General features: G+C 42.7%; 15 protein-coding genes. 13 read left to right on the top strand and 2 right to left on the bottom strand.

Translation table 11 applies throughout. From position 1 onward, the window contains the following. The first annotated feature begins 87 nt into the window (after positions 1-87). From QPX86_RS01600 to QPX86_RS01580, 5 genes are all read left to right on the top strand, one after another. Entirely contained in the window at positions 88-3,741 is a 3,654-nt protein-coding gene (locus tag QPX86_RS01600) for a S8 family serine peptidase (protein ID WP_285163907.1), read from the top strand. Positions 3,742-4,214: 473 nt separating this feature from the next. After that, positions 4,215-6,290: a winged helix-turn-helix domain-containing protein gene (locus tag QPX86_RS01595; protein ID WP_285163906.1), complete on the top strand. Its 2,076-nt coding sequence runs from the start codon at positions 4,215-4,217 to the stop codon at positions 6,288-6,290. 158 nt (positions 6,291-6,448) lie between these two features. Continuing rightward, positions 6,449-8,911, top strand: a complete 2,463-nt coding sequence (locus QPX86_RS01590) for an alpha/beta hydrolase family protein (RefSeq protein ID WP_285163905.1) — start codon at positions 6,449-6,451, stop codon at positions 8,909-8,911. 205 nt (positions 8,912-9,116) lie between these two features. Then, positions 9,117-10,136: a zinc-binding alcohol dehydrogenase family protein gene (locus QPX86_RS01585; protein WP_285163904.1), complete on the top strand. Its 1,020-nt coding sequence runs from the start codon at positions 9,117-9,119 to the stop codon at positions 10,134-10,136. A gap of 89 nt (positions 10,137-10,225) precedes the next feature. Beyond that, complete coding sequence (locus tag QPX86_RS01580; protein WP_285163903.1) at positions 10,226-10,852, top strand: putative quinol monooxygenase; 627 nt, start codon at positions 10,226-10,228, stop codon at positions 10,850-10,852. 17 nt (positions 10,853-10,869) lie between these two features. Here QPX86_RS01580 and QPX86_RS01575 read toward each other — a convergent pair whose 3' ends face one another. After that, a complete protein-coding gene (locus tag QPX86_RS01575; RefSeq protein ID WP_285163902.1) occupies positions 10,870-11,817 on the bottom strand; it encodes a LysR family transcriptional regulator in 948 nt (315 codons plus the stop codon). Positions 11,818-12,014: 197 nt separating this feature from the next. On the opposite strand from QPX86_RS01575, the gene QPX86_RS01570 reads away from it, so the two are divergent. Then, the gene (locus tag QPX86_RS01570) at positions 12,015-12,437 is read left to right on the top strand and encodes a hypothetical protein (protein ID WP_080917065.1); all 423 of its coding nucleotides are present in this window, start codon (positions 12,015-12,017) and stop codon (positions 12,435-12,437) included. A gap of 7 nt (positions 12,438-12,444) precedes the next feature. On the opposite strand, the gene QPX86_RS01565 is transcribed toward QPX86_RS01570, so the two are convergent. After that, the gene (locus QPX86_RS01565) at positions 12,445-12,804 is read right to left on the bottom strand and encodes an HMA2 domain-containing protein (RefSeq protein WP_065110374.1); all 360 of its coding nucleotides are present in this window, start codon (positions 12,802-12,804) and stop codon (positions 12,445-12,447) included. A gap of 357 nt (positions 12,805-13,161) precedes the next feature. Between QPX86_RS01565 and QPX86_RS01560 the strand changes: the two genes are divergently transcribed. The 7 genes from QPX86_RS01560 (at position 13,162) to QPX86_RS01530 (ending at position 18,835) form a co-directional block, all read left to right on the top strand. Further along, a complete protein-coding gene (locus QPX86_RS01560; RefSeq protein WP_326521681.1) occupies positions 13,162-13,494 on the top strand; it encodes an HMA2 domain-containing protein in 333 nt (110 codons plus the stop codon). Then, a complete protein-coding gene (locus QPX86_RS01555) occupies positions 13,491-14,420 on the top strand; it encodes a hypothetical protein (RefSeq protein WP_285163901.1) in 930 nt (309 codons plus the stop codon). Before QPX86_RS01560 ends, QPX86_RS01555 begins: the two co-directional genes overlap by 4 nt. Next, a complete protein-coding gene (locus QPX86_RS01550) occupies positions 14,417-14,722 on the top strand; it encodes a magnetosome protein MamC (RefSeq protein WP_055025538.1) in 306 nt (101 codons plus the stop codon). Before QPX86_RS01555 ends, QPX86_RS01550 begins: the two co-directional genes overlap by 4 nt. Further along, the gene (locus QPX86_RS01545; protein ID WP_055025539.1) at positions 14,715-15,029 is read left to right on the top strand and encodes a YtxH domain-containing protein; all 315 of its coding nucleotides are present in this window, start codon (positions 14,715-14,717) and stop codon (positions 15,027-15,029) included. Before QPX86_RS01550 ends, QPX86_RS01545 begins: the two co-directional genes overlap by 8 nt. Next, the gene (locus QPX86_RS01540) at positions 15,029-17,110 is read left to right on the top strand and encodes a heavy metal translocating P-type ATPase (RefSeq protein WP_285163900.1); all 2,082 of its coding nucleotides are present in this window, start codon (positions 15,029-15,031) and stop codon (positions 17,108-17,110) included. The genes QPX86_RS01545 and QPX86_RS01540 overlap by 1 nt, the downstream gene beginning before the upstream one ends. A 444-nt stretch (positions 17,111-17,554) precedes the next feature. Beyond that, positions 17,555-18,109, top strand: coding sequence for a carboxymuconolactone decarboxylase family protein (locus tag QPX86_RS01535; protein WP_285163899.1), 555 nt, complete (start codon positions 17,555-17,557; stop codon positions 18,107-18,109). A gap of 72 nt (positions 18,110-18,181) precedes the next feature. After that, the gene (locus tag QPX86_RS01530) at positions 18,182-18,835 is read left to right on the top strand and encodes a DsbA family oxidoreductase (protein WP_285163898.1); all 654 of its coding nucleotides are present in this window, start codon (positions 18,182-18,184) and stop codon (positions 18,833-18,835) included. The last annotated feature ends 158 nt before the right edge of the window (positions 18,836-18,993 follow it).

Below are 18,993 nucleotides of genomic sequence, written 5' to 3'. Positions count from 1 at the left end.
AGATAACTCACCTGACTTAATAAGCCCCAGAGTCAGGCGACTCAAGTGAAACAAAAACAATAAAACGATAAATTGAAGGGAAAGCCAATGTCATTTAAAAAGTCAAAATTAGCGACGTGTATTGCACTCGCATCCATCATGCCTGCCGCTGTTTATGCAACCAACCAAACGGATGTATTGTCCACCTATTCTTCATCAGTAAAACAAACTGAAAACGCTACCTTGTTTGTTTACTTATCTGATACTGGCTCATTAACCAAAGCAACTATCAATAACAAAGCCAAGTTCGCAAAAAGCCTACAACAGGTAGAAGCAAGCCAAAAAAATGTGATCAGTGATATTTTGGCGCTTGATGGCAATATCAAGACGCTTCCTGGTTCCAAACTCGTAAGTAACTTTATTCGAGTACAAGCCGACAGCAGCTATATTGAAAAAATTAAACAACTTGATGGTGTACAAGCCGTTGTTGTCGCTACAGCACCTATTAGTGTGCCAACAAATGCACTTCGTACAGCAACAAGCCCTTCGGTTAACTCTATCACTCCAGCATCTGCGCCTGCTTTATCAGATGATATGACTGCAGGTGAAGGTGTTAAAGTCGCTATCATTGGTAGTGGTGTGGATTACACCCACACAGGGCTAGGTGGCGACGGCAAGACAGAAACCTATGCCGCAGCAATGGAAAATTCAATTAATGCTTTTGACGGATTCCCAACTGATGTGGTTGTTGAAGGGATGGATTTAGCCAGTGATGCAGGCTGGGGGCTCGATCCAAATCCAATCGATCAGAATATCTATTTTACCCGTGATTACGACGGAGCTACCCATAATACTGGTCACGGTACTCGCCTTGCCAGTGTTGTTCATGCTCTTGCTCCTGCAGCAAAAATTGCTGCTTACAAAACCTCGAATGTGTCAGATCCATATGGTTATGGCTATAGCTTGTCATCAGAAACCTCAAGCACTTTTATGATGGCATTAGAATATGCTCTCGATCCAAACCAAGACGGTAGCTTTGATGATCGAGCAGATATCATCGTCGTAGATTCATTAGGTGGTAATGCATTTTATGCTGAACATGATGATGGTGTATCAGGTGCAGTAATTGAAGCTTATGCGATTGAAATGGCTTCGGCATTAGGTAGCTTAGTGGTGGTTAACGCTGGTAATGGCGGAGAATGGTACGACAATAGTTTTAATATGACATGGCGCGGCGCCGCGCCGAGTGCATTAACGGTTGGTGGCATGGTTGCTGACGAAGAAGGCAATATGATGGTCACAGAAAAGACCCCATATGGCCCAGTTCGTGGTGCATCAACATTCAGTAAACCTGATATGGTCAGCTACGCTGAAGATATCGAAGTCGCCGTTGTGGGTGGTGGTGATGAAATGGACACCCAATCTGACACTGTCATGGCAGCAGCCCGCATGGCTGCTGCCGCTGCGGTATTAAAATCAAAACGCCCTTCATTGTCTATGGCTGAAATCAAAGCACTGCTTATGAATACTGCCAACAACAAAGTCATGGACCTAAACAACAAACAAGGCGAATTAACGCTTATTGGTAGTGGCGCTGAAAACCTTGAAGACGCATTAGCTTCTGCAGCCGTAGCCTGGGAAAAAGGCTCATATCAGCCTAACCTCAGTTTTGGCTTTTCAGAAGGCACTGGCACGCAGCGTTATACCAAAGAAGTGCAGTTAAAAAACCTTTCAGAAGAAACCGTCACATACGATGTTGCCCTAACAAGCATGGGCAAAGATGGCGACATGGCGCTGACTTGGGAGCATCCAGCCAATATTAGCATTCCAGCAGGACAAACGGTCGTCTTCCCTGTCACTATGGTTGTTGATTACACCAAACTGGCTAACTGGCCGATGAAAATGGGCAGCGATTTATCCATCGACAACTGGCAAAAAATCGAGCTTTCGGGGCAGCTACAATTGATGGCTGAAGAACTACCAACACTGAGTGTGAATTGGCTTGCCAAACCACGCGCGAAAACTTCTATCACCCGTCACTTTGATACGTATGAAGAAATATACGGTACTGAGTTTACTCAAAAATTTAGCGAAACAGCTGGTGCTTATGCACAGCAATTTACCAATGACAGTGAAACAGAAACAACGTTTGCCGTATTTCCTGCCATGAAACATCAACCCAACATCAATGTTGGTAAAGAGCATACCAAAGGTAATATGCTCAACACGGTTGCTGGTGGTATTTATGATGAAGCGATGTGTTCGTCAGGTAAAAAAATGGTTGTTGCTGGCCGCTTCTTTGAACCGAATGATGTCGGGATGGCGAACCATTTCGACAAAGCTGGCGCTGCACTTGTGTATTGGAGTACTTACCAAGAGCAGTTTGTTATCGACAACGAACTCGATAAAGCAGTCAATGGCGACCCTTATGCTTGGGATGAAGCGACTCAAATGGTCATGAGTGGTTTTATTGAAGTTGATGAAAATGGTCAGCCACATGCGTACTACATTGATTTTAATAAAGAGTACGACTGGACAGATCACTATGGTCGCTACACAAAATCAAGCTTACCAACGTATGTCACAGGTCATGGCCAAAACTTTATCGCGCAATACTGTGTTGATGAGTTATATCACGGCGAAAGCATGGCAAGCCTAGAGGACTTTGACCAAAATCAAGGCTGGCTTTTTGGCACCGACCGCGACGCTTTGGCTAACCTTGGTGAACCCATTATTCTGTTTAATCCAGTCCAATATGGTAAGACAACCACAACTGAGTATTTCGACTGGTTTACCGGCGAAATGGTCGAAACACAAAGTAAAGATGGTGGACTACCATTAATCTCTCGCTTAGTGGAAGAAGGTGAAGCCAAAGATTACAGCCCGATGGTCACTCTAGCCGCTGGCGAAACAGCCGAACTTGCGATGGCAAGTGAGTGTAATTTCTCTTTCGGTTTTGGTGGAGGTGGCTGTCAAAATGACGGTATGTTACTCATAAGTCTTGAAAATAACTGGGCAATGGCGACGCCTATGGGCCAAGGTGATTATGCCTTTATTCCACATCCAAAGGACGGCCAAAGTCACAGCATAAATGAAGATGCAGAGATGGGTGAAGTGGTTGCCCATGTTGAACTCGATGCAGAAACCTTTTTTGCTAATGGTCAATACGAAGCTGAATGGTCCCCATATACACTGGCATTAGCACAAGCAATTCCAGGCGATCCTTTCTCGATTGCAAATAACGGAGAAATCACCGTCAACAACCCTGATGCTATCGACTATGATGCAGGCCACATGAGCTATGACTTAGAAGTCATTGGCTATCAAGGTAACGCATACACTGCGGTATCGACAGTGACGATTAACATTAATAACGTTAATGATATTGCACCAGCAATTGTCGCTGAAATGCCAGCAGTCACCATGGAGGAGCAACAATCGGCTGAAATTGATGCCTCAATGTATTTCAGCGATGCTGAAGGTGATGCATTGACATTTAGCGCAACGGGTCTACCAGAAGGCATCAGCATCGACAGTAAAACAGGTATGATTACTGGTACTGCAGCTGCTGGAACTTATGAGGTGGTTGTAACAGCTGATGACATGGTCAATAAAACTGAAGCCAGCTTTACGATGACCATTAATGCACCAGTTGTAGAAGCCGCACCAGAGCCAAATAATGACGATGATGGCGGTAGCTTAGGTTTCTTAAGCTTAAGTTTACTGGCATTACTTGGGTTTAGACGCAAAATGAATAAATAACCGATTAAGTATCTAGGGTATGTTGAGTCAGTCTTTTTAGCTCAATCTAGAGTCTGGATTTATCATTAAAATAAAATGCGCTAAGAATTAAAAACCTTAGCGCATTTTTATTGATTTTTATCTGCCGATAGATACTTCCACTTGAGAGCTTTAAAATTGGCAATAATGTCACTAGCCAAGTGAGTATTTTTGCCCACAAAAGATACAAATTGAAACAATAATTTAACAAGTCACAAACAAACTACAACCACTTGAATATTAATAAAAAATCCCCTCACCAGTTCATTTATTGGCTTATTCCAAAACTCATAGCTTGTTCACTTAATCAATAAATCAGTTATGTTAGCTATCGACTATATACCGATGCCTATCATGCATTAGTCCGATATTTCGCAGGTTTACACTACAACACACGCTATATTCAACTGAAAACATAATAATAAAAACAAAACTCAGGAGTTTATTCTGCAGCAATGATTTCACTTCCTCATCAACGATATCAACTCGGTCAATGTGTCATTAATTGTTATGACATGACTATTACAGCTCAAAATAACACCGTTTCCTTGCCAGCCAAGGTGTTCGAGTTTTTAAAGTTGTTGATTCAGCACCCTGCTCAAACCGTGACTAAAGAACAAGCTATCGAACAGGTTTGGCAAGGTAATATTGAAGTAGGAAAGCGTGGGACAGGCAATGCCATATGGCAACTAAGAAAATCATTTTCTGAACTCGGTGAACAGCCTGAGGACTACTTTAAAACCGTCAATAAAGTCGGTTACCAATTACTTATCTCCCCTACTCCTATAACGTCAGCAACCATTAAAAGCCAACAAAAGAGTGACCATAAAAAGCCCGCTTTTATCGCGCTTACAGTGCTATTTATAAGTTGTTTAGCTTTTTTTATTAACCAAAAAGCGACGGAATTAACCGCACCACCAACAAGAATCAATGTCGCACCTGAAAGAATTACTAATTTTGAAGGTGTTGAAGAGCGGCCAGCTATTTCGCCTGATGGTCGATTAATGGCTTTTCAGTGGCGCAAAGAAGGTGCTAAAGGACATTTGTACATCAAAGATTTACAAGATGAGTCAGCACCATTAAGACAGATATCAATGAGTCATGACACAGAAGCGGTGCCAAGCTGGTCTCCTGATGGGCAATCACTCGCCTACCTTCGAACCACCAGCGATAACCAGTGCTTTGTCCATGTAAGGGATTTAATCAGTAATCAAGACAAACAGCTAGACTCAGGATGTGTTAGTAAAGGGTATTTGCATAGCCTTGAATGGTCACCAGAGGGCAGCACTTTAGCGTATTCAAAGGCTGTTGATGATCGCTCTGTTATTCACCTGTATCATTTTAATAGTAATGAAGTGCAAGCTTTAACATCGCCAGCCCCTGGAGAGCATGACTTAATGATGACGTGGTCAGCAGATGCTTCACAATTGGCTGTAATGCGTTCTCAAGAGAATATGATTGCAAAAATTTTACTCTACTCACTCTCAGATGACAGCGAAACCACCATTATCAGTGACGAGACATTAGTCATCGGCTTAGATTGGGAGCACAGCAGTAATCAACTGTATTTTACCGCGCTCAGAGAAGCTGATTTCGTCATCCAACAATATAATGTTGAGTCACAAGCGTTAACAAGCTTTCATCAAGATGAAACCATCAGCAGCATTACAATAAGTGAAACTAGCAATAGCCTGTATTATGCGCGTCATATCTCGCAGGAACATATCACTCATCGCTCGCTGATAGATGGCAGTATTATCAGGCAACTTATCTCTTCATCTCGGGATTTATACGGTCAATACTTACCTGCCACTGATGAGCTGCTGTTTCTATCAAACCGCTCAGGTGATTGGGAGCTGTGGTTAAAGCAGCAAAGTGACAATATCATGCTCACCGATAATATTGGCATGGTAACCATTCCTGCGCCTTCGCCAGTTAGCTCGTTATATGTAGCACCCATTAGAACCAAAGGGCTTGAATATAATGAGCTATATCTGGGTGACACTCAAAACAACTCCTTAGCTAAAATAGAGCCTGTCAAAGGCAATGTTCGTTATGCTTCTTTTTCTACCGATGGCAACAACATCTATTACTCATCTTTTGTTGATGGAGATTGGGGGTTATACAATTACAATTTAGCCACCAATAAAGTTGAGTTATTACTGAAACAAAACATCAAATACGCCATTGAAGATGATAATAATGGCCTGTATTACACCTTAGATAATGTGTCGGGGATCTATTATTGGAACCGACAAACGAATCAACACGATAAAGTGAATGACAGCCTGCGAGCAAAAGACTGGGGCAGCTTTTTCTACCAAAATAACACCTTATATTTCCTTGAGCGAAGTGATGAAAATGACCTTATCCGAGCATTAGATTCACAAGGTATAGTCACCACAGCCTTTAAGCTCCCTGCAATGAGTATTCGTAATGAACGCAGTTTGGCATCAGGTAAAGACGACAGTTTAATTGTCAGTATGCAAGGGATCAATGACGCCGACATCTACCGCATTCCACTTCAATAATTAAAAGAATGTGTCAGTCATTACTGACACATTCCTTTGCAAATCCCCATCATCTATTCAGTAAAATCAGGTGCATATCTGGACAATATTTGACACACTGTATGGCTAAAAATTGGGTTTAAATTCAAGCAAAGAATTAATAACAACAAGGATGCCCCATGAAAGCACTTTCACTGGTTTGTGCCAGTATCGCTTTGGCGTTTTCAGGATTCAGCCACAGCGCAGAAATCGACCATAGTCATATTCAACAATTTGGCCCTGTCGCCATTCCCACTTCACAATCTTTATCGGCTGGCAGTCACAGTGATGCTCTAAGAGCCAACCTTGCATCAAGCTTGTCTGCTAATAGTGATATCGATATTTTTGGTAAAAGCTACCAATGGCAAGCTGTTGATACTAAAACAGCAGCCGGTTGGGTTGGCTATAAAGTCCAGCTTAGTGCAGAGCGATTTACCCAAGGTACATTAACGGTTTCAGGCCTTAATGAGCCGCAGATATACCTTAACGGTGTGCTACTTGAAGCATCTGCTAAAGCTGAAATCGCACTGCAAAGTGGCGATTATCAATTCATGATTTTAGCCGATGGCAGTGATGATGAATCTGAGTTCAGTATTGACTGGCAAGGTAAGTCAGATGTTGATAATCCGAGTTTTACAGCAACTAAAACCCATCGAGTGTCTCCTGAGCAGTTGTTTGACTCTGAAGTCGTCACGAGTCTGAACCTATCGCCAAATGGCAAATACTTACTCCAAAGCAAAAGCCATTATCCGGCCAATAATGACAATAAACCTGTCAGTGTCACCGAGTTAATCAGTACCTCAAGTAAAGATGTGCTTTATCGTTGGCAGCACAGTGCTCCAGCAAGTGCCGCTTGGGCAAATAACAGCAAACAATTGGCTTTTGTTGCCGACAATCAAATACAACTGCTCACTGTAGATGGCATTAACCTTGATATCCTCGCTAATGACATGGAAAAAGTCTCGGGCCTTCAATGGTACGGCGATAACTTACTATTTAGCTGGGAGAAGCCCTATAAAGCAGACGAGAAAGCAACCAATAAACGCTTCCAAGCCCTGCAAGATAGATGGAGTTACTGGCGTAACAACAGCCAAATTTATCAATTAGATGTTAACTCAGGCTTCATTCGCCAGTTAACCAATGACAAACTCAGCAGCTACTTGCTCGACAGTCATGCCGATAAAGAAACACTACTGCTGACTCGTTCACCTGTTGATTATAAAGAACCTGCTCATGGGTTAACTCAACTGGTTGAGCTCAATATAAAAGACCTATCTGAAAAGCTCATTGGTGAATACCGTACTTTCAATTCAGCCACTTATACTGATGATGGAATGTACATCATGGCCGGGCCTGATTTTATGAACGGTCTAGGGGTTCAAGACACTAGCGTGGTTGTCAATAACTATGATGGTCAGCTTTACTGGCGTAGTAACGAAGGTAAAGTCACCGCTCTCAGCAAAGACTTTGATCCTGCTATTGGCGGCGCAGCAAAACTGAGTAATGATGACTTAGTATTGCGCGTTGGCGAAGGCGACCGTGGCCAATTATATTTGTTCGATATTAGCAAAAAGCGCTTTAATAAAATTAATGCAGGCATGGATATGGTTAATCGCTTCAGCGTAGCCAGCGACTTATCAAAACCTGTTATTGCTTATGCTGGCACCTCTGCCACCGTGCCACAAAAAGCTTACTTGATGAAATCGGGTAAAAAGTCACTGCTATTTGATAGCCAAGCAGCCAGTTATGCTGATACACGCTTAGGTGATATTCAAGATTTTGATTTTACCAACAAACATGGCCATTACATTGATGGCCGTGTCTATCTGCCTGTTGATTTTGACGCCAATAAACAATACCCAGCACTTGTTTATTACTATGGCGGTACATCGCCAGTAACCCGTAACTTTACTGGTCGTTGGCCATTTAACCTATGGGCTGCGAAAGGTTATGTCGTGTATGTACTACAACCCAATGGTGCAACAGGTTACGGTCAAGCGTTTAGTGGTCGTCACGTTAACGCTTGGGGCGACTACAGCGCTGATGACATTATCGAAGGTACACAAGCCTTCTTGAAGGCACATAACTTTGTCGACCCTAAACGTGTGGGTAACATGGGCGCCTCTTACGGCGGCTTTATGACCATGTATTTAGCCACTAAAACTGACATTTTTGCCGCTTCAATGGCACATGCTGGGATCAGCAATTTATCAGCTTACTGGGGCCATGGTTGGTGGGGTTACGGTTATTCGGGCGTTGCCAGTAAAGGCAGTTTCCCTTGGAATAACCGTGATTTGTATGTTGAACACAGCCCGCTGTATAACGCAGACAAAATCAACACGCCAATGTTACTGCTGCACGGCAATGCTGACACCAACGTTCCTGTAGGCGAAAGCCACTACATGTATACCGCATTAAAGATGCTAGACAAACCAGTTGAACTGATAGAGTTCAACGGCCAAGACCACCATATTAATGGTCGCCAAGCACGTTTTGATTGGTGGGATGCAACATTAGCATGGTTCGATTTACACCTTAAAGATGAACCACAATGGTGGAACAAGCTTTACCCTGAAACTGCTTCATCTGAAGCTGAAGAGTAAATAGCAAGTGATGCCTCAAGCCCCGCAAACAGCGGGGCTTTTTTGTAATTTATTTTTACACTTGCATTTAAATTGAGGTTTAAAAGACCAAGGACAGGCTAGCATTAAGGACATTTTAGTCCATAATAATTGGTCGTTATGTCTCTTTTTCAACATACACAAACACGTCATTATGGCTCCATCGAACAGACATTGGAGCTAAATAATGAAAGCCATCGGATATCAACACAACCTACCCGTCACAGATATTAACTCACTACAAGATATTGAGTTAGCGACTCCCACAGTGAGTGGTCACGACATTTTAGTAGAAGTGAAAGCCGTGTCTGTTAACCCTGCCGACTATAAAGTTCGCCTAAATAAACCTGCTGAAACTAACGAGTGGAATGTGCTCGGTTGGGATGCTGCTGGTGTTGTTAAAGCTGTAGGCGATAAAGTCAGTTTATTTAAAGCGGGAGATAAAGTTTGGTATGCAGGAGATGTGACTCGAACAGGCAGTAACGCTGAGTATCAATTAGTTGATGAACACATTGTGGGTCATATGCCCCACTCACTTTCATACCCAGAAGCAGCAGCTTTACCGTTAACCACAATTACTGCTTGGGAATTGTTATTTGACCGTTTGCAGATAGCGCAATCGCTCGCCGGTACATCATCTAAAAAACGTATCTTAGTTATTGGCGCAGCGGGTGGTGTCGGCTCTGTGATGGTTCAGCTTATAAAGCAGTTAACCAACCTTGAAGTTATTGCGACCGCATCTCGACCTGAAACCGTTTCATGGTTAGAAGATTTAGGTGCAGACCATATTATCAATCATCGCAACCCATTAAGTGATGAATTTACAGCTTACTCACTACCTGCTGTGGATTATGTTGTCAGTCTTAATAATACCGAGCAGCACCTCGTCGAAATTGAGAAAGTGCTTAAACCTCAGGGTAAATTTGGCTTGATTGATGATCCTGCAACGCTCGATATTGTGCCATTTCAAATGAAGTCGATTTCAGTGCATTGGGAGCTAATGTTTACTCGTTCACTGTTTCAAACTGAAGATATGCAAGCCCAACATGAGTTACTCAATGCTGTCGCAAAGCTCATTGATGACAATGTATTAAAAACGACTGTTGGCAATAACTTTGGCAAAATTAATGCTGAAAACCTTCGCAAAGCGCATCAGTTACTCGAGACCCGAACAGCCAAAGGTAAGATTGTATTAGAAGGTTTTTAGAACTCCTTATCGGTATAACTTTGACACTTCACCCAATATCCCACAAACGCCGTACTAGTATGCTTATTATGCGGCGATAGGAGCAGACCATGTTAAATCAAATCATAAAGTTCACTGTAAAACCAGAATACCAAACTGAGTTTAAAGCAGCCTTAGTGACTAATAAACGCGGCACGACCAATGAGGCTGGCAATATAGAAATGTCCATATTTGTGGATAATAACAACCCAAATGTCTTTTTTGCTTATGAGCGCTGGGCAAACCAACAAGCATTAGAACAACATATGGCCATGCCTTATACTGCTGACATGATTGCGTTATTTGACTCTGCACTCGATAAGCCTGTTGAGCTGTTTAATTTGGGTGAAACAAACCCAGTCCCCGTTGCTCTAAAACCAGCAAATCCAGAAGATGAGGTGTTTATTATCATCTTTATTTTCAAAATAAATCCACAAATGCGTCAGCAATTACTGACTCAATTTGAGCAACATATTACCCATACTCGAACTGAGCCAGGTAACTTACTATTTGATTTATACACTGTAGAAGGTGATGACAATACGATTGCTGTGTACGAGCATTGGCGCAAAGAGTCTGACGTTTGGGATATCCATTTTAACCAACCATACTCAAAAGTGACGGGGGCATTAATGGAACAAGCAGTAGTGGGTGACATGAATCAATACATGAACTTTGTCACTGAAATTAACGCATGAACTTGGTGCTGATTTAATTATTTATACATATTTTTAAAATCAGGCACATGATCAAGCCAAAATGGCGGTGTACCAATATATTCTTGCACCGCCTTAATAAACTCACTGACTAATAAGGTCTGTTTTCGATGTGGGTATACCGCATATATGCCTGTATCCATCGTTGATAAACCATAGTTAGTCAGTAATGGTACTAACTTAGATTGCGCGATAGGCTCTTCTAAATTAAACAAATCAATCAAGCTGTAACCGAGCCCAGACTTAACTGCATCGATTAACGTTCGCACATCACTGACTTTATAATTACCACGCATTTTATACATTTTATACAAATCGCCATGGGGAGTTTCAGTTAAGCACATCTGATCTAAATTCACATTACCATTGCCGTAGACCACTGCGGGCAGTTGAATTAGCTCTTCTGGTGTCATAGGCATACCATGTTCTTGAATAAAGCATTCTGACGCCACAATGGCAAAGTGAGTTTTAGCAATTTTCCGTGCAATTAAATTCGACTCGGTGAGTTTGCCAACTCGAAATGCCACATCAAAATGGTCTGTAATAATGTCAGTGCGCTTATCATCTAAGTTTAGGGTGACTTTTACCTCAGGGTATTGCTTCATAAAACGGGTGATCACTGGCTGCAAATATAATTGGCCAAAATACACCCCAGACGTAATGCGAATAATCCCCTTAGGCTTTGACTGGTATGAATCTGCAATATTTTGAACTTGCGATAAGGTATCAGTCAGCTGTAACGCTTGAGCTAAAATTTCTTCTCCAGCTGAGGTTAATGAAAACGAACGTGTTGAACGATTCAATAACTGCACACCAAGTTCCGTTTCTAATTTTTTAATCTGTTTAGACAGCAACGAATTGTCCATGTCATGCAATGTTGCAGCCTTGGTAAACGAGCCTTGCTGAACGACATCAACAAATAGCGCCAATTGTTTGGTTAAAGACATGAAATTACCGTTAATTTAATTCGATATGTGACTAATAATGACCTAATTAGTCCAACTTAGGGAGTCAATTTATAAATTGTTCTGGGATGAATAACCTTAGCAAGTATAAAAAAACCACAACTAAATGAGAATAATATTTATTTACGTTGTAAATTTTGCTATTTTATCATCAAGTCCATGACGTAGTAGGCATTACAGTGAGTTCAAAAAGCGCGCTAAAAAAGCTAAAGAAGAAGTCAAAAAAATTGACCAATAAGTCATTAAAGCAATTGAATGCGTTAACGGCAAACACCAGTAAAGTCACCTTGCTTAATCCGCAACTAAAGCAAGAGCTTAATCAGTTGTCAGGACAAGTTGTTGGTAATGTTGTATCGGAACTTATTCAGCCACTCAATCCAGTTTTATCATGGTTTAATGACAGTGGTCAGCCATCTCATATTGCGCCTGTTAGCCGCGTAAAAATGCCTATCTCTACAGCAAAACCAGCAGCGACAAACGCCGTCCAAATTCAGCCACGTTCGATTGCGCAACTGCCGCTAAAAACGCCACCTTGTAAACGCTGTCCAGCACTCGCTGGGGGGAATTGTAAATGTGCGATGAAAAAATTTAATCTGAATTAATAACCCATTAAACGCTTAGAATGACGCGGCTGATTGATGGCCCAACGAGGCGAGATAATGCAATACCTGCCATTCCTTTTACTAGCGTTTTAGTACCCGCAATAACAGCACTCTCAACGAATGATGACTTACCGCTTTCAACTAGCCAATCATGACTTTCTAGAATTTCTAACAAGCTTTCACAATCAAGCTCATTATCATCAAAGGTAATTGCAACTGAACCAGCATGGCATTGGTGTTTAATATGTTTGATAGCATCAATTTCATTTAGCTGCTCAATAAGCTCAACAACTTGATCTTTATTGTGGCGAATATATTCAGATCTCACTCTTAATCTTTGCTTTGTTTTATGAACATAAACACTCATCGCACACCTCTATAATTGATAATCATTATCATTACACTAATATTATCACTGACAGCAATTGTACGTAAAGCACTCGATCACATTTTTGACCTTCAAACATTATTTCTTTATCTCTGTTCTGCTTACTTCAATAACATATCCCCTTCCTGCACAATCTTTACAAAACTTACAAAACCAAGTCTGTTTCAGCATATATATATTAAAGCATTCAATATCATAAACTTAATACCACTCCCTACAGCACTTTTTCGCTCAACTTCAAATTTAAACGGATGATTAACGATCCCTGCCATAAAAATTCACTCAAACGTGATCTCAAACAAATAACTCAAGATTTTCGGTTCGTATAATGCTCGAATGGACAAATATCTAAACAAAGTTATCAAAATGAGACGCTGGGTCATGATAGCTCATCATATTCCCGGCCGAATTCGTCTCAAATACAAGCTTGGGATCATGTCACACCTGATACAGTTTAATTTGCAAAATGTTGACGATGTGATTGCTCAAGTACCCGCTTTTGTCAGTTATAAGATCAATAAATCGACTGGTAGCATCGTCATTGAATACAACGCCAATCTAGTCAAACCTGAGCTGGTTGATGATCTTTTCGCAGGAACAGATGAGCAGGCAGAACACGCTTATTTCGCCCTTGCTCAGTACTTAAATGCCGAAGGAATTAGAACATGAGCCATAAATACACATCCGAGGGTTATGCCCCACAGTATGCTCAACAAGGCGACAATCAAAGCGTCCCTCAACAAGAGCAAAATCCGCAAGCTCAGCCACAGCAGGCTCAAGTACCACCAGAAATGAATCCTTACCAATCACATATGCCTTCAGGTTATGGTTACGGTATGCCGCCTAATTCAGGCTACCCTCACATGCAACACCCTCATGCTCATATGCATCCGGGCATGCATCAAGGCATGCATCAAGGCATGCATCAAGGCATGCATCAAGGCATGCATCAAGGCATGCAGCATAACCATCCGCATATGCACCCAGGATTTAATGGCCCACACGGGCATCCACACTATCACTCACCCTATGCGCAACATCATCCAATGTGGTCACAACCGCACATGATGCCCCCCGCATATTATCCTCACCCTAACATGCCACCTCAGTCAGAAGCTGACGCAAATGCAGAGCAAAGCGATCCATTTATGGAACAGGCGCAAGCCATGCTCGAACAAGCATTAGGTGAAGACGCAGGCATGTTTAAAGACATATTAGGAAGCTTAGGTATGAACGATAAAGAATTTTGGAAAGGCGCAATGATTGGCGCTGCAGCCGCATTATTACTTAGCAATGATAAAGTCCGTGGCAAGTTAATGGACGTAGTATCTGGCGCAGGTGACATGCTCAAAACGGGTGGCGGTAAAGTAAAAGAAACCGCAAGCCAAACAGCGAGTAGCGTTAAAGAAAACGTGACTAACAGCAGTGAAATCTTTAAAGACACCTACAGTGCGGGTAAAGAAGGTTTTCAAGCATCTGTAGAGCGTCATTATCAAGCACCAGCTGAAGAAGCGACTGCTGAAACAGAGCCTGCTCCAACTGAAGAAGCACCAGTGCTAGCAACGCAATCATCAGATGAAATGAAACCAGCATGAGTAATACATACAGCCAACTAAGCCCTGCCAGCCGTGCTTTGCTTGTCGGTGCCATGGTAGGCGGTGGCGCCTCAGTCGCCACCCAGTGGAAATCTTACAAACAAGGTGAGATAGAAGCAGAAATGATGGTGTCTAAGGCGACTAAATCAGCCATTCAAGCGGCGGCAATCAGTGGGCTCACCACTTATGCTGCTGGTAAAATGGCTGGCCGTCCAGTCTTGTCATTAATGACGATTTTGGCTGCAGGCGCAGCGGGACTTTACCTCGTCGATCAATTTTCAGGAAAAAATCACCATGAATAATTATCCTCCTTATGGCTATGGTTACGGTTATGGCCCAGCAGGTCAGGCTCAACAGGCACAGTCTGCTCCGACTGAAAACGCTGCACCATATAAAGCACAAAACACCAAAACCCACTTTATGATGGGATTAGCCGCAGGCGCTGCCGTGGCGTATTTGATCAGCAATAAAAAGGTGCAACAAAGCGTGGCATCAACCGGCGAAAAAGCCTGGTCTACAGTTCGCGGTGAAGTAGAAGAGCTTAAAGAGCGCTTAGAAGACACCCAAGCTGAGTTAGATTATTACCGTAATCTGCATAAAGGTGAATAATGATCCCGTTGCGAATTAAGCACCATATTCCGGGTCGTATACGCTTCAAGCTCAATCGCGCAACCAAGCTTGAAGATACTGGCGAGTGGATCAAAAAAAGCGTCATGGTGATCCAAGGCGTCAGTGCTGTGCGGGTCAATGAAGCCGCTCACTCGATTGTGATTGATTACGATGACAACTTGCTTGAGCCTCACGCTATCGAGGCTAGGCTAACCCAGATTGATCTTAGCGAAGCTGAGCTTGAAGAGTCTGAGCATCAATTTACCCGTGGCGATATCGCCATGAATGTCATTGGTACTTTATCAGCGGCTTTGCTGCCTAATAAATGGGGGGCTTTGACCACTGCCACTCTGATAGCACCGACCCTTGCTGAAGGCATTTCAGAGCTGAAACAAAAACGTGTATCGGTTGAAGTGCTTGACGCTATCGCCGTAGGTTTATCAGCCTATCGCGGAGATTATCGCACTGCGATGATGACCCAAACGCTCATTAGTCTTGGCGAATTCATGGAGCAAGAAACCTGTCGTAAAAGTGACAAGTTGCTCGCTGATTTGATGATCCCACAAGAGTCTATTGTTTGGCAGATCATGCCTGATGGCACTCGCTTGCAGGTAAGCTCAATTGAGCTTGCGGTGAACGACATTATCGAATTAGTTCCAGGTGACCCTGTTCCGATTGATGGCGTTGTCATTGATGGCGCTGCGCTAATTAATCAGTCAGCGTTGACGGGTGAAAGTGTTCCTATTCGACGAGAACTCGATGCCGTTGTGTATTCAGGTTCTAGCGTGCATGAAGGCACGATTAAGGTCAGAGTTGATAAGGTCGGTAGTGAAGCGACTACCGCTAAAATTGCCCAACTGATTTACGACTCTCTGAGCGAAAAAAGCGAGATCCAGCAAGTCACCCAAGACATGGCGAATCGCCGCGTAAAAATTACCTTAGGGATCGGTGCTGCAGTATTTGCACTGACTCAAGATATTAATCGTGTCGCATCTGTCTTTTTGGTCGATTACTCCTGTGCGCTAAAACTCAGTACTCCAGTGACGTTCAAGTCCATTATGTACCGCGCTGCTCAGCAAGGCATCTTACTCAAAGGCGGTAGCGCCATTGAAAAGCTAGCCGAAGTCGATGTGTGTGTATTCGATAAAACCGGCACCTTAACCCATGGCGATATGGAGGTCACCGACGTGGTGCCATTCAATTGCCAAGGTGAACACTGCGCTCGAGATTTATTGGCCATTGCTGCATCTGTTGAAGAACACAGCAACCATCCGCTTTCACAAGCGGTAGTGAACGCTGCTAAACATCATAAACTGCCACACATTGATCATGGTGAAGTGGAATACGTCATTGCTCATGGGCTCAAAAGTACCGTCAATGACCATTGCCTTGTTATGGGTAGTCGTCACTTCCTTGAGTCACATGAATCTGTCGACTTTAGTGCCTATGAAGAGCAAATTCGTCAATATGAAGCCAAAGGGCGTCATCTGATTTTTATCTCTCATCAAGGCGAACTGATGGGCATGATTGGCCTTAGAGATCACCTACGTGAAGATGTCTATCAAACCCTAGAGGATCTAAAACAGTTGGGCATTAGCCAATTGATGATGATCTCTGGCGATAGTGTCTACAAAGCCAACATGCTTGGAGAAGATCTCAAACTCGATAGAGTGTTTGCAGAGGCGACACCAGAAACCAAATCAACCATCATTGAGTCATTGCAGCAGCAAGGCCATAAAGTGATGTTTGTGGGTGATGGCGTAAATGATGCACCTGCATTAACCAAAGCTAACGTTGGTGTAGCCATGTGCAAAGGCACAGAGCTTGCCAGACAAGCTGCCGATGTCGTGTTACTGCAAGATAGGTTATACGGTGTTGCTGAAACTTATCAGCTGTCTCAAATCGCAATGAAGATGATCAACAGCAACATTAAAGTCGCTGAATACGTCAACAGTGGCATTATGCTAGCTGCAGCACTTGGCTGGCTTAATCCAACCATGAGTGCTTTATTGCATAACGGGACAACGTTAGGGATTCTGGCTCGTTCGGTCGCCATCAAGAATGGCCCGCGGATCGGCTAGTTCTCGCCAATCCGCGATCTAAAACATCCTGTTTTAACCACAAAAAAGCCCGGTGTAACTGGGCTTTTTTATTGGCACCTGTTGTCCAATACCACTTAGTTTTTAACTGATATAAGACTAATTCATCGACCGCCTGCCTTGTAAAAAACTGCAAAATTAAATTCTCCTTTCGGACTGACACTACGCTCCAAGCAACTTCACCAACCTATTTCAAAACCATTCCTGAAATACTCTTCTAAAAATAATTATTTTATTTTTTCATAGCCTTAGGAAAATAACCCCACCAATTTGAACAATTGTTCAAAATAAAGCTTGAACGATCGTTCAATTCATTCTATATTTTAACCACGCCAAGCAAATGTACGCCAACAACATGGTGTATTACTGCTAATAATATTTGAATTAATTAAACACATTTGAATGATATAAATTCTGGAGTACACCATGAGCAAATTTACTATTCACACCTTAGAGACTGCGCCTGAAGCAAGTAAAGATTTATTAGCGCAATCTAAAAAAGCTAACGGCATGATCCCCAACCTACATGGTGTGCTGGCTGAGTCTCCTGCTACATTTGAGGCATATCAAGACCTACATAAACTATTTACTAACTCATCATTTAACGCCGAAGAGCTTACCGTAGTGTGGCAAACCATTAATGTTGATCATGGCTGCACATATTGTGTCCCAGCACATACCGCTATTGCTGGAATGATGAAAGTTGATAGTGGATTAACCGAAGCACTAAGAAACCGCACTGCTATGCCAACTGAAAAGTTACAAGCACTGCACGACACCACATTACTCATGGTTCGTAAACGTGGTTTATTGTCCGATGCAGAAATGGACGCCTTCTTTGCGGCAGGTTATGGTCAACAACAGTTACTGGAAATTATTCTAGGTTTGTCGCAAAAAGTGATCAGCAACTACGTTAATCACATTGCACATACTCCAGTAGATGCGCCATTTCAGCCATTTGCATGGCAAGATAACAAGTAAAACATAGCACTAGCGAAAGCATTATCTGCTTTCGCTGGTTTACGTTTCATTACCACAAAAACAAGGCTAAGCATGTCAGATAAAATTAAACTCGATATCGTGTCAGATGTTGTTTGTCCATGGTGCATTGTTGGTTATCAAAGCTTACAACAAGCGATTCGCGAGCTGGATATTGCAGATAAAGTCGATATTGAGTGGCAACCGTTTGAACTTAACCCAAACATGCCACCAGAAGGTGAAGAGTTACGTGCTCACGTGGCACGCAAATATGGTTCGAGCCGCGAAGAGAGTGACCAAGCCCGCGCCAATATTACCGCTCGTGGCGCCCAGTTAGGTTTTGAATTTAACTTTGGCGATAACATGCACATAGTGAATACCTTCGATGCGCACATATTGTTAGATTATGCCAAACAATTCGATAAGCAAACCCAGCTCAAGCTAAGATTATTTTCTGCCTACTTCACTGAACATAAAGATATCTCAGACAGAGCAGTGTTGGCTGAAGAGTTAGCCGCAGTCGGTTTACAAGTTGATAAAGCAATGGCGTTACTGGATAACCCTGAGGTGCGAACGCGCATCAATATGGTAAAAAGCCAATGGACAGCGGCGGGTATTTCATCTGTTCCCACTGTGGTATTTAACCGCACCAGCGCGCTAAACGGTGCTCACCCTGTTGACTCTTATAAGCAAGTACTAACTCAATTACTTGAAGAGTCCGCTAACTAACTTGTCATCGTTACCTAACATGGCATCTGTGTTCGGCAAACCTATTGAGCGACAAAAAGCTTATATAGATTTGCCTTCACGGTTATATTCAAATCCTTGTCTCCACGCTAGCGCTGACTGGCAATACCTCGAATCTGAAATCTTGAACTATAATTAAT

The sequence above is a fragment of the Shewanella goraebulensis genome (genome assembly GCF_030252245.1).
In the GTDB taxonomy this organism is placed as follows: Bacteria; Pseudomonadota; Gammaproteobacteria; order Enterobacterales; family Shewanellaceae; genus Shewanella; species Shewanella goraebulensis.
This window is presented reverse-complemented; position numbering and strand designations above follow the sequence as displayed.